Origin of the sequence: Bacillus sp. AP8 (assembly GCF_000321185.1) — a bacterium.
GTDB lineage: Bacteria > Bacillota > Bacilli > Bacillales > DSM-1321 > Bacillus_AD > Bacillus_AD massilioanorexius.
In genome coordinates, this window is sequence record NZ_CAPG01000056.1 from 1 (window position 1) to 25,661 (window position 25,661).

Annotated in this window: 23 protein-coding genes and 1 other RNA gene; 4 read left to right on the forward strand and 20 right to left on the reverse strand. The window is 35.7% G+C overall.

Translation table 11 applies throughout. The features are described 5' to 3' along the window. Positions 1-120 precede the first annotated feature (120 nt). Both BN349_RS26125 and BN349_RS14070 read left to right on the forward strand, forming a co-directional pair. The gene (locus BN349_RS26125) at positions 121-285 is read left to right on the forward strand and encodes a hypothetical protein (protein WP_019242965.1); all 165 of its coding nucleotides are present in this window, start codon (positions 121-123) and stop codon (positions 283-285) included. Positions 286-361: 76 nt separating this feature from the next. Continuing rightward, positions 362-589: a WGxxGxxG family protein gene (locus tag BN349_RS14070; RefSeq protein WP_019242966.1), complete on the forward strand. Its 228-nt coding sequence runs from the start codon at positions 362-364 to the stop codon at positions 587-589. Positions 590-1,274: 685 nt separating this feature from the next. Here BN349_RS14070 and BN349_RS14080 read toward each other — a convergent pair. Both BN349_RS14080 and BN349_RS14085 read right to left on the reverse strand, forming a co-directional pair. Then, positions 1,275-2,570 carry an IS110 family transposase gene (locus tag BN349_RS14080; protein WP_019242968.1) on the reverse strand — a complete coding sequence of 432 codons (1,296 nt, stop codon included), beginning with the start codon at positions 2,568-2,570 and terminating at the stop codon, positions 1,275-1,277. Positions 2,571-2,743: 173 nt separating this feature from the next. Further along, positions 2,744-3,583 (reverse strand): tyrosine-type recombinase/integrase, encoded by an 840-nt coding sequence (locus BN349_RS14085; RefSeq protein ID WP_019242969.1) that lies wholly within the window; start codon positions 3,581-3,583, stop codon positions 2,744-2,746. Positions 3,584-3,644: 61 nt separating this feature from the next. On the opposite strand from BN349_RS14085, the gene BN349_RS14090 reads away from it, so the two are divergent. Further along, complete coding sequence (locus BN349_RS14090; RefSeq protein ID WP_019242970.1) at positions 3,645-3,827, forward strand: hypothetical protein; 183 nt, start codon at positions 3,645-3,647, stop codon at positions 3,825-3,827. A 348-nt stretch (positions 3,828-4,175) separates the two neighbouring features. On the opposite strand, the gene ssrA is transcribed toward BN349_RS14090, so the two are convergent. The 8 genes from ssrA to secG all read right to left on the reverse strand — a co-directional run bounded on the left by ssrA (position 4,176) and on the right by secG (position 12,124). Next, positions 4,176-4,537, reverse strand: a transfer-messenger RNA (tmRNA) gene (ssrA, locus tag BN349_RS25430). 173 nt (positions 4,538-4,710) lie between these two features. Then, positions 4,711-5,178, reverse strand: a complete 468-nt coding sequence (gene smpB / locus BN349_RS14095; protein ID WP_019242971.1) for an SsrA-binding protein SmpB — start codon at positions 5,176-5,178, stop codon at positions 4,711-4,713. A 180-nt stretch (positions 5,179-5,358) separates the two neighbouring features. Next, positions 5,359-7,740, reverse strand: a complete 2,382-nt coding sequence (gene rnr / locus BN349_RS14100) for a ribonuclease R (RefSeq protein WP_019242972.1) — start codon at positions 7,738-7,740, stop codon at positions 5,359-5,361. Between the two features lie 35 nt (positions 7,741-7,775). Further along, a complete protein-coding gene (locus BN349_RS14105; protein WP_019242973.1) occupies positions 7,776-8,516 on the reverse strand; it encodes an alpha/beta hydrolase in 741 nt (246 codons plus the stop codon). A 303-nt stretch (positions 8,517-8,819) separates the two neighbouring features. Continuing rightward, the gene (locus BN349_RS14110; RefSeq protein WP_019242974.1) at positions 8,820-9,512 is read right to left on the reverse strand and encodes a response regulator transcription factor; all 693 of its coding nucleotides are present in this window, start codon (positions 9,510-9,512) and stop codon (positions 8,820-8,822) included. A 265-nt stretch (positions 9,513-9,777) separates the two neighbouring features. Beyond that, complete coding sequence (locus tag BN349_RS14115) at positions 9,778-10,449, reverse strand: hypothetical protein (RefSeq protein WP_019242975.1); 672 nt, start codon at positions 10,447-10,449, stop codon at positions 9,778-9,780. Positions 10,450-10,706: 257 nt separating this feature from the next. Next, complete coding sequence (locus BN349_RS14120) at positions 10,707-11,636, reverse strand: c-type cytochrome (protein WP_019242976.1); 930 nt, start codon at positions 11,634-11,636, stop codon at positions 10,707-10,709. A 254-nt stretch (positions 11,637-11,890) separates the two neighbouring features. Next, on the reverse strand, positions 11,891-12,124 hold the full coding sequence (secG, locus tag BN349_RS14125; RefSeq protein WP_019242977.1) for a preprotein translocase subunit SecG: 234 nt from the start codon (positions 12,122-12,124) through the stop codon (positions 11,891-11,893). Positions 12,125-12,304: 180 nt separating this feature from the next. On the opposite strand from secG, the gene BN349_RS14130 reads away from it, so the two are divergent. Next, positions 12,305-12,853, forward strand: coding sequence for a hypothetical protein (locus BN349_RS14130; protein WP_019242978.1), 549 nt, complete (start codon positions 12,305-12,307; stop codon positions 12,851-12,853). A gap of 505 nt (positions 12,854-13,358) precedes the next feature. Here BN349_RS14130 and BN349_RS25915 read toward each other — a convergent pair. From BN349_RS25915 to eno, 10 genes are all read right to left on the reverse strand, one after another. Next, positions 13,359-13,514 (reverse strand): hypothetical protein, encoded by a 156-nt coding sequence (locus BN349_RS25915; protein ID WP_019242980.1) that lies wholly within the window; start codon positions 13,512-13,514, stop codon positions 13,359-13,361. A 129-nt stretch (positions 13,515-13,643) separates the two neighbouring features. Then, positions 13,644-14,354, reverse strand: a complete 711-nt coding sequence (locus BN349_RS14145) for a GntR family transcriptional regulator (RefSeq protein ID WP_019242981.1) — start codon at positions 14,352-14,354, stop codon at positions 13,644-13,646. 127 nt (positions 14,355-14,481) lie between these two features. Next, positions 14,482-15,555 (reverse strand): YeiH family protein, encoded by a 1,074-nt coding sequence (locus tag BN349_RS14150; protein WP_019242982.1) that lies wholly within the window; start codon positions 15,553-15,555, stop codon positions 14,482-14,484. 39 nt (positions 15,556-15,594) lie between these two features. Then, on the reverse strand, positions 15,595-16,317 hold the full coding sequence (locus BN349_RS23970; protein WP_019242983.1) for a PIG-L family deacetylase: 723 nt from the start codon (positions 16,315-16,317) through the stop codon (positions 15,595-15,597). Between the two features lie 137 nt (positions 16,318-16,454). Next, positions 16,455-17,813, reverse strand: coding sequence for an aminotransferase (locus BN349_RS14160; RefSeq protein ID WP_019242984.1), 1,359 nt, complete (start codon positions 17,811-17,813; stop codon positions 16,455-16,457). A gap of 23 nt (positions 17,814-17,836) precedes the next feature. Further along, complete coding sequence (gene ald, locus BN349_RS14165; protein WP_019242985.1) at positions 17,837-18,970, reverse strand: alanine dehydrogenase; 1,134 nt, start codon at positions 18,968-18,970, stop codon at positions 17,837-17,839. Between the two features lie 305 nt (positions 18,971-19,275). After that, entirely contained in the window at positions 19,276-21,036 is a 1,761-nt protein-coding gene (gene xsc / locus BN349_RS14170; RefSeq protein WP_019242986.1) for a sulfoacetaldehyde acetyltransferase, read from the reverse strand. A 169-nt stretch (positions 21,037-21,205) separates the two neighbouring features. Then, positions 21,206-22,039: a phosphonoacetaldehyde hydrolase gene (gene phnX, locus BN349_RS14175; protein ID WP_019242987.1), complete on the reverse strand. Its 834-nt coding sequence runs from the start codon at positions 22,037-22,039 to the stop codon at positions 21,206-21,208. A gap of 30 nt (positions 22,040-22,069) precedes the next feature. Continuing rightward, positions 22,070-23,479, reverse strand: a complete 1,410-nt coding sequence (locus BN349_RS14180) for an amino acid permease (protein ID WP_051024266.1) — start codon at positions 23,477-23,479, stop codon at positions 22,070-22,072. A gap of 883 nt (positions 23,480-24,362) precedes the next feature. After that, a complete protein-coding gene (gene eno / locus BN349_RS14185; protein ID WP_019242989.1) occupies positions 24,363-25,658 on the reverse strand; it encodes a phosphopyruvate hydratase in 1,296 nt (431 codons plus the stop codon). Between the last annotated feature and the right edge of the window lie 3 nt (positions 25,659-25,661).

Below are 25,661 nucleotides of genomic sequence, written 5' to 3' on the forward strand. Positions count from 1 at the left end.
CCCCGATAGTTGCATAAGAAATTATGAATACATAATTACTCTTTAGTTTCCAAAAGCTCTACTTTGAATTTTTTTTAACAGCAACACATAATAAAATTAATTTAAGGAGATGGAACACAAATGTCTTCACACAACAGTATTCAAAGTATTTTAGGGGTCAATGTTCGTGCTCGTAAGTCAACTGAAGCTAAGATTTATGACCCTTTTAAAAACCCTATTATCCATAAACGAATAGATGGTCTAGAAATAGTAGTGATTGATACGGAAAGATTGTGGGGAAGATAAATTCCCCTTTTGACTTGAATAATTTTCTCTAAATCACAAATAATAACCTTATTACTTATGATTGGAGGAAAAAACTGTGTTTAAAAAAATTCTTTATTCATCTTTTGCCCTATTGTTATCTGCAATGCTGTATGGTACGTCAGTTGGTTATGCTAATAACCACATTACTGACAACAAAGTCATCCATGTTGCTCAAAATGATGATAACACTGATACTAATGACGATGACGGCATGGATTGGGGTTGGATTGGTTTAATTGGTTTAGCTGGTTTACTTGGTTTAAGAAAAAACGATAGAAAATAAGACAATAACCCTTGAACTAATCAATAATATTTTTGATAAAAATAATCTAATACTTAGTAATACAAGACAGGGCAAGTTATATTCTATACAACAATGATTACTTGCCCTGACTTTACAATAACTTCGTGTGTACCTGATTTCTAAAAATCTATAAGGTAAATAAAAAAGTCGAATTCTTTGCTTACAAAACTTCGACTTTTTTACGGTTATATCCCCCCGAAATGTTAACATTCCATTGTAATTTTTTCAAATACATTACTCAACTAAACTCCCTCAATATTTGAAACGAAATCTCTCGATTTCTCCTGTTTTCTTAGAATTTCATAGTCATTTGATATCATTAGCTATCTCTTTTATAGCTAAAACTATCTCATAAGGGGAATTTTGGATATTTTTTAAAAAAAGACTCATAGCCCACTAGCCAACCTTATACAAAAATTGGATAATAATTATATTATGATCGCACTTAATGGATGTCCACATGTCTCATGGAGGTCAACCCTCCCATGTCTCACAGAGTCTTCGCTCTCAAATTCCTTCGTCCAACTTTCCATGAGGTGGATGTCAGTTATGCTGCCCCACAGGGTCCATGCCCGAAGTTTAGTTGCTTGACTGACTAATACGTGCTTCAGTTGTCCAATAACCATTGATACATTTCGACTCTTCAATCCTATCCAAGCAAGAGTTAAGCGACTGCTTTTACCTTCTGATAACCTTCCATATGAGGAATATCTTTTAACATTCTATCTTCTTGAAATTCAAACTGTTTTTTGCCGATGGCAAATAAGATACGAATAAGTTTATTACACAAAGCAATAATAGACTGCATCTTTTTCAAAGGATTATTAGACCGTTGTGTATAATAGGCATGAAGGGTTTTGAACGCTGAATTCTTCGCTACGAGTATCATACAAACCCTAAACAATAATGCACGTAGTTTCTTTCTTCCTCGCTTTGTAATTCTTGTTTGTCCCTTGTGCTTACCAGACGTATTTTCTTTGAGACTTAACCCAGCTAACTTTATGATTTGCCGAGGGTGAGCGTACGCATTTAGATCTCCAACTTCGGCAAAAAAGCCTGCGACAGTATCTCTTCCGATACCTTTGATGGCAAGCATTTGTTGAACGCCAGGTATTTGGTCAATTAATTGATCTATTTTAGTATCTAATTCTTCGAATTTAGACTTAATTAATTCATATTTATCAATCAATGTTTGTAATTCTAATTTCGCCATATCAGCACCTTGTCGAATACCAATAGACATACTGGCTGCCTGTTTTATCGCCTGAATCTTTTTAAGACCGACACTACATGTAACTGCCTTTCTTAGATGCGTTAATAGTTCTTGATCAGAGAACTCTACGAGTTCATGTGGCAGTACATTTAGTTTTAATAATTGTAGAGCTGCCTTACCTTCCCAGTTTTTAAAAACCGTAAGGAACTCAGGAAAATAACGATCGATCCAGTTATGCATTTGACCTTGCACAATTTGTTGATCAACAGTTAAGAGATCACGCACTTTTTTAGCCACTCGGAGTTCCGCATAGACCCCTTGTGGAATAACAGGTTCGGCGAACCTCCCATCCTTGACCAATTGTGCAATGACTTTCGCATCTTTCACATCATTTTTAGTCGGTGAGTTATCGTCTAACTCCTTACATTTCTTTACGTGTAATGGATTAACTGCCACAAACTTAATCTCATATTCTTTCAAAATATGAGCTAAATTAAGCCAATAATGACCTGTTGACTCCATACCAACAATCACATGATTCATCTCTTGAATTCGCATAAGCTTGGTGATCCAATCAATAAAATGTTGTAATCCCTCTTTCGTATTTTCAAAGTAACAAGGCGAACCAAACTCTAAACCTCTAAAGTCTTGAGCTCTAGCTACATGTTTGAATTTTGCGATATCAATACCTACAATCAATGTGTCAGAAGTGATTTGAGCGATTTTCTTATTTTGGTTATAATTCATGATAGGCCTCCTGGTCTTGATGTAATTGTCCTTTTCGCTGGCGAGCTCTAGGACACCTTCATCATACCAAGGGGGTTTTTTTGTGTTCAAATCTCATTTTCATTCATTACAGGAATGCTGCCCCGTTTGTTCAATAAAAAGAAGGCTGCCTTTTATCGGCACCCTACTTTGCTTTAGAAATATTTTTTATATAATTCTCTACGTAACGTACCACTTAAATAGGCATAAATTTTAGTCGTTTCACTTTTTTCGTGTCCCATTAGATTTTGAATAACTTCTAACGGTGCTCCATTATTTAATAAAGTGGTTGCATAACTATGTCTTAATTGATGCGGATGAATACTTTTATTGATATCAGATCGTTTAGATAACTGTTTAATAATGTACCTCATTTGCGAAATACTCCTACGATGTGGAGACCTAGTTGTTACAAATAAGGCCTCGTGATTATCTTTTCTCTCAGTTAAATATCTCTTCAACCATATTTCACATCTCGTATTAAAGTATACTTCTCTTTCTTTATTTCCTTTTCCTAGAACAATAACAGATTGATTTGAAAAATTAATTGAGTACCGATTTAAATTAACTGCTTCTCCAATTCTACAACCAGTTGAATACATAAATTCAAATAGTGCCTTTTCAAGAGTTGTAAAACAAGCCTCTCTTAAATGTTCAATCTCCTCTTCGGATAAGAATTTCGGAATTCTAATATCCAATTTCGGTTCTTTAATCTTTGAAGCTGGATTCCCATTCAGAATATTTTCATCTTGCGCCCATCTAAATAAGGATTTTATAAAACGAATTCTATGTCCCAAACTAGATGGCTTCAATTCCACAGCAACTTCTCCAAGATATAGCTTTAAAGAATCTGTTGTTATATCTTTAAGTGAAATATCACCCATATACTTAATAAGTAAATTTAATTGAACCTTGTACGCTTTTAATGTCTGAGCCGAATAACCTTGAATCTGTTTGTCAGCCTTATATAACTTCCACGCCTCTGATACTATCATTCTATTATTCACCTCGCCTATTTTCTATAGTATAGACAAATAGAAGGGGAGTAATACTAGAATGATAATATGTTATTCAACATTTGCACCCGATCGTATTAGTGCAATAACAAAAAAGAAGCTGCTCACAGCTGCTATTATTCGAGTAATGCACCTAATAGTTGAAGAAGATTTAATCATTTATTGCTGGATTAACAGCAACTATTGTATTAGCTGGTTAGTTCAACAATTGGATCAACACTAATCTTAACTTAATCAATTTAGCGATAAAGGACTCGACAAATCTCCAAAATGTAGGGATAAAATGAATAAAAAATAGACGATCAAGCAAAGTATTGATACGCCTTAAATCTACATTGTTAAAAATCTGAGTCGTCGTGTAGTATTACTATTATTTCTTTAGTTATTGTAAATTCATTATTATGTATTAATATCTGTTTATTTAAGCTTTCTTTGGTAACAATAGATTTACATCTGTTTATCTAAATATTGAAGCATATTTTTGCCGAAAGTAAAATGAAGCATATCGTTGCCAAAACGGCAAAAATATGCTTCCAATCACAAAAAATAAAAAACCACCAAAATATGTATTTGGTGGAGACGGTGGGAGTCGAACCCACGTCCAGAAATATTGCCACTTAAGCTTCTACGAGTGTAGTCGATTTATTAGCAATTCGCAAATGTTTCAGCCAATCGACAGGCTTCCACATTGCTAGTCTGATTACTCTCTTCCTTTTCCCTCAGACGGCGAGATCCGGCGTAGCCCACTTAAAGTGAGTCCCTTACCCTACCACATGGGCGATGGAGGGAGGAACCGCTATAGACTGTTATTAAGCAGCTAAAGCGAAGTTGTTTTGTTGTTTGCCAGTTATAGGCTTTGACGTTTTAACGAGGCCGATCCCCTCGACTCGCAACTTAAGCTCAAACTACCCCTGTCGAATCCGTAACGTCCCCATGATATAAGGAACGAACGAAAATGAATAGTAAGCTCATTTGCTTTCTTATTCAGTTATCATTCTGTATAAGAATTATAACATATAGTGACCGAAATGCAATTGTCAGTTACTGCATACTGTGCTAATTGCTAACAATATTACTTACATTTCAGAGCATCCCCTTTGTACTAACTACATTTTTTGACGATCACGGAAAGCACGTTCAATATCACGTTTTGCTTCTTTTCGTTTTAAATCTTCACGTTTATCGTATTGCTTCTTCCCTTTTCCTAGTCCAATTAAAACTTTGGCAAAGCCATTTTTCAAATAAACTTTTAAAGGAATTAACGCATATCCTTGTTCCTTTGTTTCACCGATTAATTTGTTAATTTCACGACGATGAAGCAACAGTTTACGTGTACGTAATGGGTCATGATTATATCTATTACCTTGCTCATATGGGCTGATGTGCAGGTTGTATAAATACATTTCTCCATTTTGAATACGAGCATAAGAATCCTTTAAATTCAATCGAGCTGCTCGTATGGATTTGATTTCTGTACCTTGTAAGACAATACCGGCTTCATATGTTTCTTCTATAAAATAATCATGATAGGCTTTTTTGTTTTGTGCAACTTGTTTTCCCATACCTTTAGCCATGCAATACTCCTCCTGACTCCTTTAAACGAAAATACATCTGTTCTTCTATAATAGCGGAAAGAGAGCCTGTTTAAAAGGCTCTCACACGCACTTTATTCCATTCTACAGGTAATAAGCGGTACTTCAATTGATACAGCTACTCATTACTAAATGATACCCACAATCAGTCAAAGTCTTTCTTTATCTTCTTTTCGATTTCTTCTTACGCTTATTTTTTGGTACATTTTCAAAGAACTTTTTCTCTTTTTTCCCTTTTCGTCCAGCAGAAGATCCCGATTTTGAACTTGGCTTCACACGTTCATCTTTTCTTTTTCTTCTACGAGAATGTCCTTCTCCGTTTGATGATGAACCCTTACCTCGTTTTCGATCTCGACCACCAGCATTAAAAACTCGTTTCTCATGATTCTCACGTCTGCGGTTATTTTTCATGCCTGCTACTTCGAAATCAATAGCACGTTCATCCTTATTTACATTTGTAACTTTTATCGTAATTTCATCACCAATGCGGAATACCTTAGCAGTTCGTTCACCAATCATAGCTAAATGTCGCTCATCAAAACGATAATAATCATCATTCATGGCACTAACATGTACCAGACCTTCAATCGTATTTTCTAACTCAACGAACATTCCAAAATTCGTAACGGAACTGATAATACCATCATATTCCTCGCCAACTTTATCCAACATAAATTCTGTCTTTTTCATATCATCTGTTTCACGCTCTGCATCAACAGCTCGACGTTCACGTTTTGACGTATGATCCGCTATTTCTGGAAGAAGATGTGCCCATTTATCTTTAGTCGCTCCATCTAATTTCCCTTCAATTAAATAAGTTCGAATTAATCGGTGGACAATTAAATCCGGATAACGACGAATTGGAGATGTAAAATGCGTATAAAACTCTGTAGATAACCCAAAATGTCCAAGGCTCTCAGGATCATATTTCGCTTGTTGCATAGAGCGTAACATAACCGTTGAAATAACCATTTCTTCTGGTTTCCCTTCCACCGCTTCAATAATTTCCTGAAGCGCACGTGGATGAATAGAATTAGCTTTCCCTTTTACTACGTATCCAAAATTCGTAATAAACTCAAAGAAGCGTTGTAACTTTTCCTCTTTTGGATCTTCATGAATACGATAAATGAATGGAACGTCCATCCAATGAAAATGCTCAGCTACCGTTTCGTTAGCAACTAGCATGAACTCTTCAATTAATTTTTCAGCAACAGAGCGCTCTCGAAGAACAACATCTGTCGGATGACCTTCTTCATCAACTAGAACTTTTGATTCTTTAAAGTCAAAATCAATCGCACCTCGACGCATACGTTTTTCACGAAGAATGCTTGCGAGCTTCTCCATTCTCTCAAACATTGGAACCAGTGCCTCATATTTTTTTCTAAGTGCTTCATCTTGATCAACTAAAATTTTATTCACATCGGAATAGGTCATTCTTTCAGTTGTTTTGATCACACTTTGAAAAATTTCATGTTTAACAACTGTACCTTGGTCATCAATTTCCATATTACATGATAGAGTTAAACGGTCTACTTTAGGATTTAATGAACAAATGCCATTAGATAACCGATGAGGAATCATTGGAATAACACGGTCTACTAAATATACACTTGTACCACGTTCATAGGCCTCCGTATCAATCGGGCTTCCTTCTGTAACATAGTGACTAACATCGGCAATATGTACTCCTAATTTATAGTTTCCATTTTCAAGTTTCGTTACCGTAACAGCATCATCTAAATCTTTCGCATCTGCACCGTCAATAGTTACGATAACTTCATCTCGTAGATCTCGTCGATTTTCTAAGTCACTCTCCGAAATTGTTTCAGGCGTTTCCTTCGCTTGTTTCAAAACATCCTCTGGGAATTCTAGTGGTAAACCATTGCTATGAATGATAGATAGAATATCAACACCTGGATCATTTTTATGACCAAGGATTTGAATAACTTCACCCTCAGCACTAGCTCTTCCTTCTGGATAAGCTGTTAATCGAACAACCACCTTATGACCATCCACAGCTCCCATTTTTGCTGTTTTAGGGATAAAAATATCATTTACAATCTTTTTATCATCTGGTACGACAAATCCAAAATATTTGCTCTCTGAATACGTACCAACTACTTGTGTTAATCCACGCTCAATGATTTTTTCGACGCTACCTTCTCTTCTTGAGCCTGAGCTCTGCGAAGAAACACGAACGAGTACGATATCACCATGCATCGCATTTTTCGTTTCATGTGGAGGAATAAAAATATCATCCATTCCAGGTTCTTCTGGTGTCACAAAAGCAAATCCTTTAGCATGAGCCGTTAATTTACCACGTACCAAGTTCATTTTTTCCGGCATACCATAGCGATTACTTCTTGTGCGAACAACAAGACCTTGTTCTTCCATTTTCACTAACGCTTTTACAAAACTCTTAAAATCCTCTGACTCTTTAATACCTAATACTTCTTCTAATTCTTGAACGGTCATTGGTTTATAAGACTCTTCTCTCATAAACTGAAGTAACCGATCAAAATAATATCGAATGTTTTCTTCCATTCTTATACAACCTCCCTTTTCTTAAGGGTAAAAAGCTATTCTTTCCAGTTTAATTGCTCTAAAAAGTCATATACATCTTGATGTAATTGGCTTTTTTCTTTATCGAGCGTAATAACATGTCCAGATTCCTCATACCATTTTATTTCTTTTTTTGTTGAACTAATTTCATTATATATAATATTTGCACTATCAGGGTTAATAACATTGTCTTTTCGTCCTTGAATTACAAATGTAGGAACTTCAATGTTATGAATAGAATCTCTCACACCTGCAATTAACTGTTGCAGGGATTCTAACGTTGTCATTGGAGCAATTTGTCCAACTTCTAATTCAATCTGTTCCTTTGATTTTCCTTCTCTTCGTTTATATTGTCTAGCATAATCCAAAACACCTTCGTACATTTGCTCCTGACTCTTAAAAGACATAGGTGCACACATTGGAATTATTCCCTTAATAGGTACATTGTAACCCAATTTCAAAGAAAATACGCCACCTAAAGACAATCCAGCTACAGCAATTTCTTCGTGCCCTTTCCTTTTTAAAAAGTCATAACCCATTAAAACATCCTTCCACCAATCTTTAGGACCGTATCTTACTAGTTCTTCAGGTGGTACTCCGTGACCTTTATAATGAGGAGCATGACAAGTATAACCTTGTTGTTCTAAAAAACGGCCTAACATTCTCACGTCAGAAGAATTTCCAGTAAAACCATGTAATAATAAAACCGCTCGTTTACCACCTTCAAAAGTAAACGGTTCTGGTGTCTTCAATTTCATATTTCAAAACCCCTTTATTAGAAAAGCGTCAGTGCCGTGGACAGCTCTGAAGAACATAAGTCGAACCAACTAATCTATGACATCAAGCTGCATATGTCATCCCTTAACAGTTATGACATGTACAGGCACTGAAACTAGACGAATGTCTATATGATGTTATTTTTAAGAAAAAACGGTATTAGTTTAAATTCCCTAAGAATATTGAAACACTAACTTCCTTTATTTAAACAAACTTCCAAGGATTTTGCTATGAAAAAACGTTCCGACACACCTCATTTTTTCGAGTTGTGTCGGAAACAGATTTTACACATTAAATTTATATCCCATTCCTCTGACTGTTAGGATAAATGAATGATTGCTATATTGATTGAGCTTAGAGCGTAAATGAGTAATGTGCACATCAATTGTCCGATCATTAATCACTTTTTCACCATGCTCATACAGAACATCCATTAACTGTTCTCTCGTTAATAGTTGATTCGGATTTTGCATTAAAAAGTGAAGTAATTTGTATTCAAAGAGCGTTAAATCAATAACTTTATCTTCATATCTTACTATTCCTTTAATAGGTTTAATCGTTAAGCCCAGATAGCTAATTTTACTGCATCGATTTGCTGTACGCCGCAAAACTGTTTCAACTCTTGTGACCAACTCCATTGGACTAAAGGGCTTCGACAAATAATCATCAGCTCCTTTTTCAAGTCCTTTAATACGATCCGCCTCATCACCTCTAGCACTAACTATAATAATAGGAGCATTACTTTTTAACTCGTTGCGAATCCAATTACACAAACTCATTCCATTTTCTTTGGGTAGCATAACATCTAATATAACAAAACAAGGATCATACTTTAGAAATTGAGAACGAGCACTCTCTCCATCTTCCGCTTCTAAGACTTCAAAACCATTTCTTTCCAAATACAATCTAATGATTTTACGAATATTATTTTCATCTTCCACAATCAGAATGTTTTTTCCTCGCAAAGCTTCCTTCACCTTTACTCACCCCATAATTTGGAAGTTTTTTATACTTCCATTATGACATATGTAAAAGAAAGACATTTATTGTTAATATGTCTAACTATTAACAATATGGAGCCTTTATTACATTCCGTATCACGAATTTTACTGTCCGTGTCTCCTTATTTACTGTCCACATCACAACTTTTTCTAACGAAACACTATCTCGTATGACCTCGAGGGACTAAAAAAGAGACTATTTCAAGGTAAAATAGTCTCTCTAGTTAAAGAATTTGCGAGCTTATCTTTGCTCAAGAGCAATATTATTTAAATGCAATCGCCATGTTGATTCTAACTGTTCGAGAGTTCCTTTGCTAAAGGTTACTTTTTGCTTAAACAAAGGTCCATCATATACAAATGTATGATATTCTCCTTTCTCTCCCATTGGACAGATAGGAAGTTTTATAATATCATTATAAAACTCTTGATCCACTTCTCGTCCTGCCCAATCTTGTGAAAAATGTTGTTGCATGATTCTAATAACTTTAGCCCGATAACCAGATTGTACGAATTGCTGTAAAGCAATTGGGGCCGTACTTTCTTTCATCCATAAAGGATATAAAGCTTGTAATTCGGCCTTTAATGCTACCTGCTCTCCCCATTCACGATGTTCCTCTAAATATAAATCCCCAAATGCTATTGCTTTTATATCATATTGCTCTTTTACCTTTTTAACCTTAGAAACAAAATCTTCGGTATAGGTTGAAAAAGTACAATCAATCCATTCAATAGGAATATCAAGCGCTTTGCCTTGGGCTTCAATTGCTTCCTTCTTTTCGCCATGTCCGAAAGTTACATTTAGCTCTTTTGGGATGGTTGTTAATAAACATACGACTTCAAATCCTTGCTCCTTTAGTTTATGTACAGAAAAACAGGCATCTTTACCACCACTCCATGACAATGCAACTCTCATTATTTAAGCTCCTCCCAAAAGTAAATTTTTTGACCGTTTATCAAAAAATCATTTGTAAGTCATAACGTTTTTGTAATTTATCACCATATTTTCCGTTGTTACTTTAGCCACTTACATAGCTTCTATCGTAACATATTTCTATTTTCTTTATCTTCTTACTAAGATTTTCACAAAAACGAGAGGATACACATCTATGTAAAAAAGACTTTAGACAAACAGAAGAGACTATCCAAATAAATAGTCCCTTTATATATTAATCATTTATTCATTTTCTTTTTTTGAGCCAATGTCTCATATGCTACGTCATCAGGTGCATCTCCATTTGGCCAATCATGGATTTTATCCGGAAAATCAGGGCGGTTTTGAGAATTAATATAAGCCGCAATATTAAGAGCCTCTTCATCCGTAAGTGAACCTTGCTCATATCCTCCCATAGTTGCTTTCGGCACATATGCTTTTATAAAACCACCCGCTGTTCTTAAACGTGTCATTCCAGCACCAATATTATAAGAATTATCTCCCCATAATGCTAAACCATTGTTAGCACCTTGACCGTTTTGACCATGGCAACTAGCACAAGCTGCTTGATAAATTTCTCTTCCATTGTCTACATTCGGTTTTTCCGGAAGCTCCCCTTCAATTTTTGCTAATTTAGCCCAAGGTCTTTCCTTTGTTCCATCAGGTACATTTTGTGATATATAATCAAAATAGGCCACCATTTCTTTCATTTCTGGACCATCCTTCGATAAAGGTTTGCCGTTCATACTTCTTCGAAAACAGCCATTAATACGATCTTCTACCGTAACCTCTTTTCCCGCTCTAGGATTATACATGGGATATGTCTTCGTAATCCCCACTAAATCTAATGATCCATCCATACCACCGTTAGCATGACAACTAGCGCAAGACAAAGTATTTCCAACATAACCATCTAAAGCCGTCGCTGTTTCCGTAGAATACTTATACCCTAGTTTAATAAGTTCTCCTTCTTCACCATCAGGAACATCTTCTATACTAGGTGGCTTATATTTACTGTATTTGTCTTCTCCTTTAGCTTCTAATGGGTCTGATTTAGATACGACTGCTTGCTGACTTGGTTGATTTACGAAAAGAAAAAAGATGGCAAAGCCAAGAAAAATAGTAGATGCAATAACAGTAATTGAAATATAAACATTCCTTTTCATCATCTCATCCCTCTTTCAATAACTTATATGCTAAGAGTAGTAAATGATTGTTAAGATTGTATTAATTTCACAAATAATAATTGCATTCATCCACCCTACTACAACAGTCAGGTGATTTTTTACTTATAGCCCCGAATCTCTTTGAAAATCACCTTAAGAGACAAAAATCACTTAAGCTACCTCGCAATATGGAAATGAGAGAAGGTTTGATAAACAAATAAAAAAACCAGCTTAGGCTGGTTTTCATGGATTATATCTTATAATCCGAAATACGCAAGTGCAATAGTAAGAACAAATAGTAAAACCGATAACACGATTGTAATTCTATGAAGAACTAAATCAATTCCACGTGCTTTTTGTTTTCCAAATAGTTGTTCTGCTCCTCCAGAAATAGCTCCTGAAAGTCCTGCGCTCTTTCCTGATTGAAGTAATACCATCACGATTAATGCAATACAAACAATAACTAGTAGAACTGTGAGAAATGTAGTCACGCAGTCCACCTCCTACATTCTTGACAACATTATCATTAATTTACCATATATTCAGCAAATAAACAATGTATTTTACAGTCAAGAAAACTTTGGACGTCAATAATACCAAAGTTTTCTTGACTGTAAGATTTCTCTTTAGTAAATAAGGGTATACTGTTATTAGGAGAGGACGTGAACTAAATGTTTATTAGTATTATTAGAAAAATAGATATGGTAAACGTTTTTTTTGCCATAATTGTAGCCATTGCTTTAATATGGAATGAACGTGAATACATACAAGCACTCATTTTACTCATTTCTGCTATATCCTTGCTCATTACCAAATATAAATATAGTAAAGCTTCCATCTTTATCTCATATACATGTAGCTTATTCTTTTTTGGAATTTTATTAACAAAGCTTACAGAAGTAGCATCTTTTCAATCCATTATGCTACCTACAAATGTATTTGTCATTCTTTTGATTTCTATTATTATTGCCTTCATTGCTTCCTATATTCAGTTTGGAAGTGGAACTCTAACTATTGTATGGTTCATCTTACATCTATTAATGATTGGCTCAACCATTCATTTAAGTGAATCCTCTTCATGGCTGGCTGTTTATTGGAGTAATGAAGCTCAAACTTATACCATTCACTCATTTTATCCATTTTTATTAGCTGGAATGCTAATCGGTATATATTTAGAAAAATATCAAATCGCCATTAAAAGAGAGAAAAACAATAATTAGAATATAAAAAAAGGGCCAATGCCCTTTTTTACTTACCTTATTATTTTTTATATTTCATTATAATAGCAACAACTACAGGGATGATGGTTATGACACCAATGACCATGAGAACAACGCCTAGTTTATTAGTTCCACAAGCTGTTTCATTATTCATGTAAATCGCTCCCTTTTCATTTATTAGTCATTTCAATACAGTGAAGCTTTGATTGCTGAAGATTTTCATTTGTTCCAAAGAATTATCTATTTCTTAATCTCCTGCTGAAAGGATAATATCTCTTCTTCATTTGGAAGGGGGAATTTTAGCTCCCACAGGAACAGAAAAATACGTCATATTTCCATTCTACTACTTACCTTTTCCAATGAAATAAATTTACTTATAATTCATATTTTTTTGATTTTATTTAAAATTTTTTCTATCTTTTTCTTTTAGCTTTCTTAATGTCGATTGTTTAAATGGATATACCGAAAAAAAGCACTTCTATTGTAGATAATAGAAGTGCTTTTTTTAATCTTTAGGAATTATCATCCTAGCTTTAAGGGTAGAAAGCCATTCGCTTACCGAAGGCTTAGTATTTGTATCCGATAGACGTTTTTGCTTTTCTAACTCTTTTTGACGCTCTATAGCCATTGCCGATTGAATAATATTATTACATAAACACATATACATACCCCTTTATGCATTTAGTTCAACACAATGTATACATTAAATGTACCATACATTCATTTTTTCCCAAATAGGATAAATTACAGAAAATCGTTTGAATAAATGACGTAGTCACGCGAAATAACGCTAGTAGTTCTTACGTGACATCTTCATGGCAAAAGAATACATATCAGATCTAAATAACCCTTTGTAATATTCCACTAAATTTCCATCGCCATCAAAAATCATACGTTCTGTAATTAATAAACAAGTTGAGTCTGATATTCCTAAATGTTGGGCTTCTTCTTCTGTCGGAATACTGCATGTAATAATTTGCTCTGCTTCAAAAAAGTTTATATGAAGATCATCTTCAAGTACATCATATAAAACCGTTGTACTTAAATCATATTTTGACAGTTGTTCTCCAAGCTCTAAAGGATAGTAATGTAATTCAATCGCTATTGGTACATTTTCCTTAATTCTTAATCTTTTAATATGATAGACTTCATCCTCAAATCCATTAACATCTGCAATATTCTCGGGCGTAGCTACACGACCGTGATCTAACAGTTGAATGCCCATATTTTTAGTAGTCTCAGTAAAGCTAATCATTTTAAGCCATTCTTGTACTGGCTTAAGCGATACAAAGGTCCCCTTACCATGTCTTTTTTCTAAAATGCCTTCACGCACTAAAATAGAGACAGCTTCTCTTACCGTACTCCTACTAACAGAATACATGTCAATAAGCTCTCTTTCACTTGGGATTTTTTCCTTATAAAAACCTTGTAGAATCTGATCCTCTAATATATTTTTCAATTGAACATGTAAAGGGATTGGATTAGTATTATCTAACTTCATAAAAGTTCCCCCAAAATATAAGACGTTAGGATGTTCGTATCAATCATCATATTATATCTTAATTGATTTAAATATTCAAATAAATCAGTTATCGAGTACTATCTTACAATCGTTCTTGCACTTCCAATCACACGATAAAATAAGTAAGTAGTGACAGTAATACAGACGTGATTGTCATAGCAATCAAAGGACGCATAGCTTTTGTACGAAGTGTTTGAAAGCTAACATTTAAACCTAGTCCAACCATAGCCATTGTTAGAATAAATGTACTCATATTAGAAATCGCTTCCATAACCCTTGGTGAAACAGGAATATACGTACCAAACATATAACTACCCACAAGGCTCATGATGATAAATCCAACAAGGAACCAAGGAAAATCGATTTTGGCTTCCACACCTGACTTACTTTTTGAGCGTCTTTTCATCCAATACATAAAAATCAAACATAAAGGAATTAGTAAAAAGACGCGTCCAAGCTTGGCTAATAAGGCTATCGCTAAGGCATCCTCACCTGCTGGAGCACCAGCCAATGCAACATGCGCTATTTCATGAAGACTAATACCAGACCAAATACCATATTCTTCTGCCGACAGAGGAATAAGAGGACGAATTAATGTATATATAATGGAAAACAGAGTACCCATTAAAGCAATGATTCCTACTCCTATCGCAGTATCTTCTTCTTTTGCTTTTACTATAGGAGAAATCGCTGCAATCGCCGCTGCACCACATACACCTGTTCCCACTCCAATAAGAATAGAAATAGATGTATCAGCTTTTAACCATTTTGCTAGTAACATCATCACTATAATTGCAAAAGCTACAGTCCCTATATCTCGAACTAATAACGGAAGTCCCTGATTAAGGATAATATCAATATTTAATTTCAAACCGTATAAAACAATAGCAAAACGAAGTAGTTTTTTGGCAGAAAACTCGATCCCTATACGAAATTTCTCTGGATAGCCAATCATTTGACGATATACGATTGCAATTAGAATTGAGCAAGCAAGTGACCCAATTCTATTAAATCCTGTAAGTTTAGATAAGCCTAATCCTAAAAGAGCAATGAAAAATGTAAAAGCAACACCTTTCAAAATTAAAAGAGCCTTTGATTGTTTCTTTTCAACTAATAGAGTTTGGTCCGTGCTTTCGACATCATCTAACTCTTCATTGATTTTATATTTTTTCAGCTCCATTTTAAAGCTCCCCCCTTTTTCTATTCATATTAGTGAATCTTAAAAAGCATTATTCAAATCTATATTTTGAAAGAAGTCTCTCTCTTCTTCAATCTTCGCTTGCAAGAAGTATTCGTAGTCCCCTAAAAAAGGCAAATTAGGTTTTATTTCATCCCACAATTCTTGGAATACTACTGTTTGAGAATGATGAGATTTTAATGCTTTTATTTTTTCTGGTAACGTTTCAGTAATATCAACCTCCATTATTCTTTTCAAGTCGTACTTATTTGTTATTTTTTTATGAATCGCATGCCATAAAACAAAATACAATTTTTGAAGTGGAATATTATACCTTGTTTTAGCTTTCTTAAAAGCCAATGTCGCCGCACGGCCAATCGCACAATGATCAGGATGGCCCCCATATTGTTCATCAAACGTAAGCATAACTTGAGGCTGTATTTCTTGAATCACATCCAAAATATAATCAACTATAAAATCAACCTCTTTAAACTCTACTGTTTTATCTCTTATATTCATAAAACGAAGATCCGATATGCCTAAGTCATCACAAGCATTTCTCAACTCTTGTTCTCTCAATTGCGGTAAGGATTCTCTCGTTGCCAATAGAGAGTTTCCTAAACGTCTGCCCATTTCACCCTTTGTTGCACAAAGGAGAGTAACATGCCCGCCTCTTTTAATGATTTTCGCAAGTGTTCCACCGCAAATAAAAGATTCATCATCTGGATGAGCAAGTACGACTAGTAATCTTTCTTGAGCTTTCATAAATCTCCCTCCACAGTTCTCACTACTTATACCGATCATGAATAAAAAATGGGCATGCTTGCTGAATGATTCAGGCATACATACCCATTCTCTATAATGACTATCATTACTATAGGGGTTCCATCATACTACCTTAATTAACATAACTCATTTAATACGCATTTGACGGTATCAATGACAAAGCGTAAATCTTGAGGTGTTGAAGTTAAAGGTGGAGCAATGATTAGTACATTTCCAAGTCCAGGTACTGTATCCCCATTCCGACCGATGATTAATCCTTTCTCTTTACACATACCTATGACTTTTCCCATAAATTCCTCTGATACTGGCTCTTTTGTATTTTGATCTTCCACTAGTTCAATTCCAAATAAGAATCCGACACCCCGTACTTCTCCTACTTTACTAAGGGAATCTAATTCATATAATTCACTTAAGCTAGATTTACTTAATTCAGACACTCGTTCAACAATCTTTTCATTTTCTAGTATTTCAATATTTTTCAATGCAACAGCACAGGATGCAGGATGACCGCCATAAGTGGATACATGTCTGAAATGAGTTAATTTACCATTTTCTTTGAATTTCTCATAGATTTCCGATTTCACAGCAGTTGCTCCTAATGGAAGATAACCACTAGTTAATCCTTTGGCCATTGTCACAATATCAGGCTGTACACCATCTGAGTGCATGAACCCGAACATTTTCCCTGTTCTACCAAAACCTGACACCACTTCATCAACAATTAATAGCACATCATGCTTTTTACAAATTTCTGCTACTCTAGTCAAATATTCTTTTGAAGGAATGAGTACACCACCACCTGAGATAAATGGCTCAAGAATAACACCGGCTACCGTTTCTGCTCCTTCAAAATTAATCACTTGGTCAATGTATTCTGCTGCTAGTAAATCTGTATTCTCCGTATTCTCTCCAAACATACTTCGATAACTATATGGTGGTGGAACATGAAGGAAGCCTGGAACTGCAGGATCATATTTCACCCTTCTATTTGCCTGTGCAGTTGCACTCAACGCAGCGAACGTATTCCCATGATACGCACGATATCTAGAAATGAATTTATATTTGGAAGGATTACCGTTTTGTGCATGATACTGACGAGCGATTTTAAATGCTGTTTCATTTGCTTCAGAGCCACTATTACTAAAGAACGTTTTATATGACCCTTTTAAATGTTCACTAATTTTAGCTGAGAGTTCAATAGCTGGCTCATGACTTAATGTAAGTGGGAAATAAGATAGATTCACCATTTGATCATATGCGGCTTGAGCAATTTCTTTACGACCATGACCTAGATTTAAACACCATAAACCAGATACACCATCTAAATATCGATCGCCATTACTGTCAGTGAACCAGGAACCATCGCCCCCAGTTGCAATCATAGGATTTGCTTTTTCATCATAGCGATTCATCGCATGCCATAAATGATCTTTATCCTTCTGAACAAGGTTTTTCGCTTCAACCTCTAATTTCATTGTAAAACCTCCCTCTAATCGTTTTAATTCAAAACAGGACTTTTACTTAATGCTGAATCGATTGAACAATATTCATATCCATGTGCAATGGCTACAGCTTCATATGTAATCTCACCATTGACCACATTGAAGCCTTTCGCTAATGCTTTATTCTCAAGAGCAGCTCGTTTATATCCTTTATTCGCTATTTGTACACCATAAGGAATCGTAACATTGGTTAAAGCAATAGTTGATGTTCGCGAAACGGCACCTGGCATATTAGCGACTGCATAATGTACTACTCCATGTTTTTCATAAGTAGGTTCATTATGAGTTGTGATTCGATCAATTGTTTCGATTGAACCCCCTTGGTCAATAGCTACATCCACGATAACTGAGCCTTTTTCCATTTCTTTCACCATGTCCTCCGTTACTAGACGGGGAGCACGAGCCCCTGGAATCAGCACTGCACCTACAAGTAAATCTGCTTTTTTAACAGCTTCAGCAATATTTACACTGTTTGATACCAAGGTTGTTAATCTACCTTGGAACTGGTCATCTAATTGACGTAAACGATCTGGATTAATATCTATCAACGTAACATTTGCTCCTAAGCCAATCGCCATTTTAGCAGCATTTGTACCAACAATTCCTCCACCAACTATAACAACTTCCGCTGGAGCAACCCCTGGTACACCACCTATGAGTACACCTTTTCCACCCTTTGCTTTTTCTAGAAACTGAGCGCCAATTTGAACTGACATGCGTCCTGCTACTTCGCTCATTGGCGTAAGTAACGGCAGTGAACCATTTTCTAATTGAATAGTTTCATAAGCAATTGCTACAACTTTACGGTCGATCAGAGCCTTTGTAAGTTCTGGCTCTGGAGCTAAATGTAAATACGTATAAAGGATTAATCCTTCCCGAAAGAATGTATATTCGCTTGGAAGAGGTTCTTTTACTTTTATGACCATATCCGCTGACCAAGCTTCCTTTGCTGTTTGGACGATTTTTGCTCCTGATTGGATATAAGCTTGATCTGTAAATCCACTATTGATTCCAGCTCCCGATTCAATCCACACCTCATGCCCATTATTTTTGAAGATTGTTACACCAGCAGGCGTCATCCCGATACGATTCTCATTATTTTTAATTTCCTTTGGTACTCCAATAATCATCTCTATCCCTTCTTTCTCTATAAAGTGAAACTTTGAGTGTTGAGTTTTTTCTTCATCCCCGACCTAACATTAGTTGTCTTACTCCACCAGCCAGCCTCTCGAGGGCATAACCTATCACTCTTCCGGAAATGAAAACCACAGTTCCTTCTGCTAGCAATCTTATGCTTGTCAGGCTAAACAAGTTGAATCCGCATTTATGTTAAAAACAATCAGGTTCTTATTGACGCTTAATTCCCACTTATCTTCTGCTTCCGCTCGTGTTAAAGTGGGATCCTCAGCGCCAGTTTGTACGGGATAAAAGATAATTAGTTCCAGTTTTTATAATCTAAATGAGCATACTTAGGTAATAATCTTGTAGGCATCTTTAAAGCATCTTTTCTAAATGGTGGAGCTAGCTGAGTTCCATCTACTTGAATATCAATAACAGTAGGTTTATTTGATTTAATAGCTTCTAAAACTACTTTCCCTAACTCTTCTGCTTTTTCTACTCGAATGCCAACTGCTCCCATAGATCGAGCTACTTCAGCAAAATCTGGGTTTTCAATATCCGCACCGACAAAACGATTATTATAAAAATCTACTTGATTCTTCTTCTCTGCACACCATGCATTATTGTTAAATACACATGCAACAACCGGAATGTTCTCTTCCACTGCTGTACTTACCTCATGTAAGCTCATACCCCATGCACCATCACCGACGATTGCTACTACTGGTGAATTCGGCTCAGCTAATTTAGCTCCTAGAGCAGACGGATAAGCAAAACCAGTATTTCCAAATGTAAGTGCCGCAATATGTCTTCTACTTTGGTTGAATTTCAGATAAGCATTAGCCGTAGACGATACATTACCGATATCTGTTGTAACAATTGTGTTTTCTGGTAATACTTTCGTTAATTCTAGTAAAGCACGACGTGGATTAATTGGATCGCCATCCACCATTGCTAACTCAACAAGTTCCTCTTCCCATTGTTGCTTTTCATCTGTCACTTCTGAAAGACGTTGTTTATTTTGCTCTGGGTTTGATTTCGTTTCTTTCAATCTATTAAATATTTCTTTACTTGCCTCTCGAGCATCTCCAATGATTCCTACTTCCACTGGATGTGTTCTAGCAATTTGTCTTGGATTAATATCTACTTGAATGATTTGTGCTTCCTTTGGGAAATAATCAATGTCATAACATGGTAGTGTTCCGAATACAGATAATCTCGTTCCTACCGCTAAAACAACGTCTGCCTTTTTCAATGTATTCATAGCTGCCTTTGAACCCATATAGCCGATAGGACCAACTGCTAGAGGATGGTCAGCTGGGAATGCATCATTATGCATATACGATACAGCTACAGGAGCTGTTAAATATTCCGCAATATTTTTAATTTCTTCAATACCATCTGCATCGACTGTCCCTCTACCAGAGATGATGACTGGATACTTAGCGTTAGCTAATAATTCTGCCGCTCGATCTAATGATGCTGATGAACCACATCCTCTTGAATCGACTCGATATTGATGTGGTTGAAGAATTTGATCTTCCACTTCGCCATAGAAATAATCACGAGGAATATCGAACAAAACAGGACCTCTCTCAGCGTATGCGATACGAAACGCAGTTCGTAAACAATCTGCTACACGCCCCGGATGTGTTACTCGTACCGTCTCTTTCGTAATAGCTTTAAAGACAGATACTTGATCACACTCTTGGAATCCATCCCAACCGACAGTTGGTGTTCCAGCAGAAGGAGAAATGACAACCATAGGAGTGTGAGCTTGATTAGCTGCCGCTACTGATGTCACCATATTTGTGATACCAGGTCCATTCTGTCCGATAACAACTCCAGCTACACCTGAAACTCGACAATAAGCATCTTCCATATGTGCAGCACTTTGTTCATGACGAACTCCAATAAAACGAATACCTGCAGTTGGCAATAAATCAAGCATATCCATAAATGCAGAACCTAGAATACCAGAAATATGTGTAACTCCTTCTGCGATTAATGTTTCAACGATTGCTTCACTTGGTGTCATTTTTACTTTTGTACCTCTTAATGTTTTTGTTTCAGCCATAGTATAATCTCCTAACGTGATTTATTTCTGATAACGACGTCAAGACGTCCGTACCAGTTATTGGTTTTATGATAGCACCCACCATTATTTCGGGTCAATATAATTTTCATAATATTCTTAAAATTAATTCGACATATTTTTTACTACTCTTTCATGCACTTTTATTTTCCTAGCTATTAACGGTCTCTTCTTCCATAGCCATGATCACATTAATTTCTTCAATAACGCTTAATAAATCACCAATCTCATCAATGACAAAATCAGCTCCTGCTTCTAAAAATTTTGTTTCAGCGATTTGCATTCGCTCTCTTAATTCAACCTCATCTAATTGGCGAACTTCTGCTTCAGATAGCCCTAACTCACTGCCACCTTTTAGCACACCTACAGTCCACATTCCTGCATTAATGCCCTCTTTAATGTCTATAACTGTATCACCAACTTTTATCATTTCACTAAATGGATAGACTTTCAGTTTCTTTGCCGTTTCATAACACATCCATGGTGCAGGACGTCCTTCTGGAACTTCACACGATGAAACAATCGAATCTGGTTCATAACCTAACTTTTTAGCTTCCTGTGCAACAATATCAATCATTTCACGCGTATAACCAGTAGTTGTACCAATTTTTATCTCTTGCTGTCTTAATTCATTTACTAAATCTAGAACACCTGGTATCGGCTTAGCAAAGTTTTTCAACACCTTAAACAGCATTTCCTCAAAGTCCATATATAACGCCCGGACATCTTCCTCATTTGGTTCTCGGTCAAATGCAGCTAGCCACAAATGGGCAATCCGTTTCATGTCAAGAAGTGCTCTAATATGGTCTATTTTTAACAATCCCATTGGTTCTCGAGCTTCTTCAATTGTAATCTCTATACCTCTTTTTCTAAAAATCTCTACAAATACTTGTACTGGAGCAAAACAGCCATAATCTACTGTTGTACCTGCCCAATCAAATATCACAGCTTGAACCTTACTCTTATTATTGTTTACATTTTCCATAGATAATCACCTCATAACATAAATTTGTCTTTATGATAGATTCTCAGGGTTTGAAGGATTGGAGATAATCTCTTGTTCAACATACGAACCTTTCTTTTTTCGTATAAAAAAGAAAGAAGCAATGACAACTAGACTGAAAATTGATGTAAAAATAAATTGAGGTCGCTGTGCTTCAATGAATGCCATTAATGCTAAGACGACAAGCATTGCAAGAATCGTTGCATAAGTTAAATATGGGAATAACCACATCTTCACTTTAAATATGCCAGGATTCTCTTTTTCTAATTTCTTTCTTAAACGAAGATGTGAAATCGCGATGGCTAAATAAACAAGAATTCCTACACCACCAGAAGAATTAACTAAGAAGAAAAATATTTTATCAGGAGAAATATAATTGAAGATTGTACAAATAAATCCAAACAATGTACTACCAATAACGGCGTAAATAGGAACTCCACTGTTATTTACTTTCGAAAAAACTCTTGGTGCATCACCTTTTTGTGCGAGTGAAAATAACATGCGTGAACTAGTGTATAATCCTGAATTTAAACATGAAAGCAATGCTGTCAAAACAACAATATTCATAATTAATGGAGCATAAGGAATACCAAGTAACTCAAGTACTGCCACAAAAGGGCTTTTAAGCAATGAAGCTGAATTCCATGGTAATAGAGTTACGACCACCGTAATTGAACCAATGTAAAAAACAAGAATTCTCCATACCACACTATTCAATGCGCGTTTGACAGATTTTACAGGGTCACTCGTTTCTCCGGCTGCTATTGCTGGAATTTCAACTCCTACAAAAGCATGGAAAACAAGCGCTACTCCAACTAATACAGAGCTTATTCCATGAGGCATGAAGCCACTGTTATTTGTGAGATTGGTAAGTCCTGGAGACTCGATATTAGGAACAACTCCTAAAATGACAGTTACCCCTAAAATTAAAAATAGAATAATACTCCCTATTTTAATAATGGAGAACCAATATTCAAATTCTCCAAATGATTTAACAGAAAAAATATTAGTAAGTGTAAGTAAAATAATTAATGAAACACTAATTAACCAAAGTGGTATGGATGGAAGCCATCCATGAATAATAGCAGCACCTGCTATTGCTTCTAATGCAATCACAATTACCCAAAAAAACCAATATAACCACCCTGTCGTATATCCTGCCCATTCACCTATTCCTTCTCTAGCATATACAGCAAATGATCCAGTATTCGGATTAACTGTAGCCATCTCTCCAAGCATTCTCATAACGAACACTACGATTAACCCCGCTAATACATATGAAAATACTGCTCCAGGTCCAGTTTGACTAATAATTATCCCGCTACCTACGAAAAGACCTGCTCCAATCACTCCACTCAAAGAAATCATAGTCAAATGCCTTTGCTTTAAACCAGGCTTGAGTTCTCCATTTTGTTTTGTCATAACTTCCATCACCATCCTTTTTATTTTTCATCGCTCTTCTCCTTACAAAAAAGTAAGCGGTTACAAAACGTGCGTGGTATTCATCCTTTACCCTTCATCTACAAATCGCTAGTCGCTGAAAAAAATAATAATGGTCACGAAAATCTTTGATTATTTGAACAAATATTACCCTTTCATCTACTATTTTGTTCTAAATTGATAACTATGACTATACCCTCCTTTCTTACTACACGATCACAACATCATAAGGTGATGACGTCATGACCACTATTGAAGAATATAATACACGTCACTTTTTTTAAAGTCAATATAAATTTCTGAAATTTTAGTAAATTTTGTATTCGTAAGTTTTATTTGAAAATTGCACTATGAACGTATTTTCTTTATACGGATATAATTGTATTTGCATCAATCAGCGATAAGTTATTCAAGCTGCTTTTGTATCTGGATACAAAGAAAAGATTAACTCTAGTAAGGTTAGTCAATATAACTATGCTGTTGCTCTGCTCCAAAGTATATAGAACCAAGAATTCACGCTAATCAATCACTGAAATTTTCACAAAAAAATATTGATTAATATGGTAGAAATATGATTTATCTGAGGGAGTATTCTAGTGTACAAATTTATAGGTAAACATTTCTATAACTAAAAATTAGAACTTTTAATAAATATTCATCCTGCAATTAAACCAATGTACGACATTACCTTCTTGAATAGCGAGCAATATTGGTATCAATTAAAAAAAGCAACCTATATTCAGTAGATCCGGCAAAGAATCACTACTGAATTATAAGTTGCTTTTAAAATCACACTATTTTACTCTCCATAATGAATTGGCAAAGGCATTACAGCGGGAAAATAGCTTAAATTTATGTTCTACGATTAGCGTTTGATGTTGTAGAAAGATTTGATTCCATCGTATACTGCTAAATCGCCAAGCTCGTCTTCGATACGAAGAAGTTGGTTGTATTTAGCGATACGGTCTGTACGAGACATAGAACCAGTTTTGATTTGACCAGCATTAGTTGCAACAGCGATGTCAGCAATTGTAGCATCTTCTGTTTCACCAGAACGGTGAGATACAACTGCAGTGTAACCAGCACGTTTAGCCATTTCGATAGCTTCAAAAGTTTCAGTTAAAGTACCGATTTGGTTAACTTTGATAAGGATTGAATTAGAGATTCCTTTTTCAATACCTTCAGCTAATTTTTTAGTGTTTGTAACGAATAAATCATCACCAACAAGTTGTACTTTGTTTCCGATACGTTCAGTTAATAATTTGTGACCTTCCCAGTCATTTTCGTCAAGACCATCTTCGATAGAGATGATAGGGAATTCGTTGCAAAGTTCTTCGTAGAAGTTAACCATGTCTTCTGAAGATAATCCAGTACGGCCTTCTCCAGCTAGGTCATATTTCTTCGTTTCTTTGTTGAAGAATTCAGAAGAAGCTACGTCCATTCCTAAGAAGATATCTTTTCCAGCTTCGTAACCAGCTTTAGTGATTGCTTCGATGATTACTTCTAAAGCTTCACGGTTAGAACCAAGGTTTGGAGCGAATCCACCTTCGTCACCTACAGCCGTGTTAAGACCTTTAGCTGAAAGAACTGATTTAAGAGCGTGGAATACTTCAGCACCCATACGGATTGCTTCTTTGAAAGAAGGAGCTCCTACAGGAAGAATCATAAATTCTTGGAAATCAACGTTGTTGTCAGCATGAGATCCACCGTTGATGATGTTCATCATTGGAGTTGGAAGTTGCTTAGCGTTAAATCCACCAAGGTAACGGTATAATGGAAGACCTACAGAATCAGCAGCAGCGTGTGCAACAGCCATAGATACACCAAGGATAGCGTTAGCTCCTAGTTTACCTTTGTTATCTGTTCCGTCTAATTCGATCATTGTACGGTCAATTCCAACTTGATCAGTTACGTCCATACCAATTACAGCTTCAGAGATAATGTTGTTTACGTTATCTACAGCTTTAAGAACACCTTTTCCAAGGTAACGTGATTTATCACCATCACGAAGCTCAACTGCTTCGTATTCACCTGTTGAAGCACCTGATGGTACTAGAGCGCGTCCAAAGAAACCAGATTCTGTCATTACTTCTACTTCTACTGTTGGGTTACCGCGAGAATCAAGAACTTCGCGAGCATATACGTATTGAATGTATGGCATTTT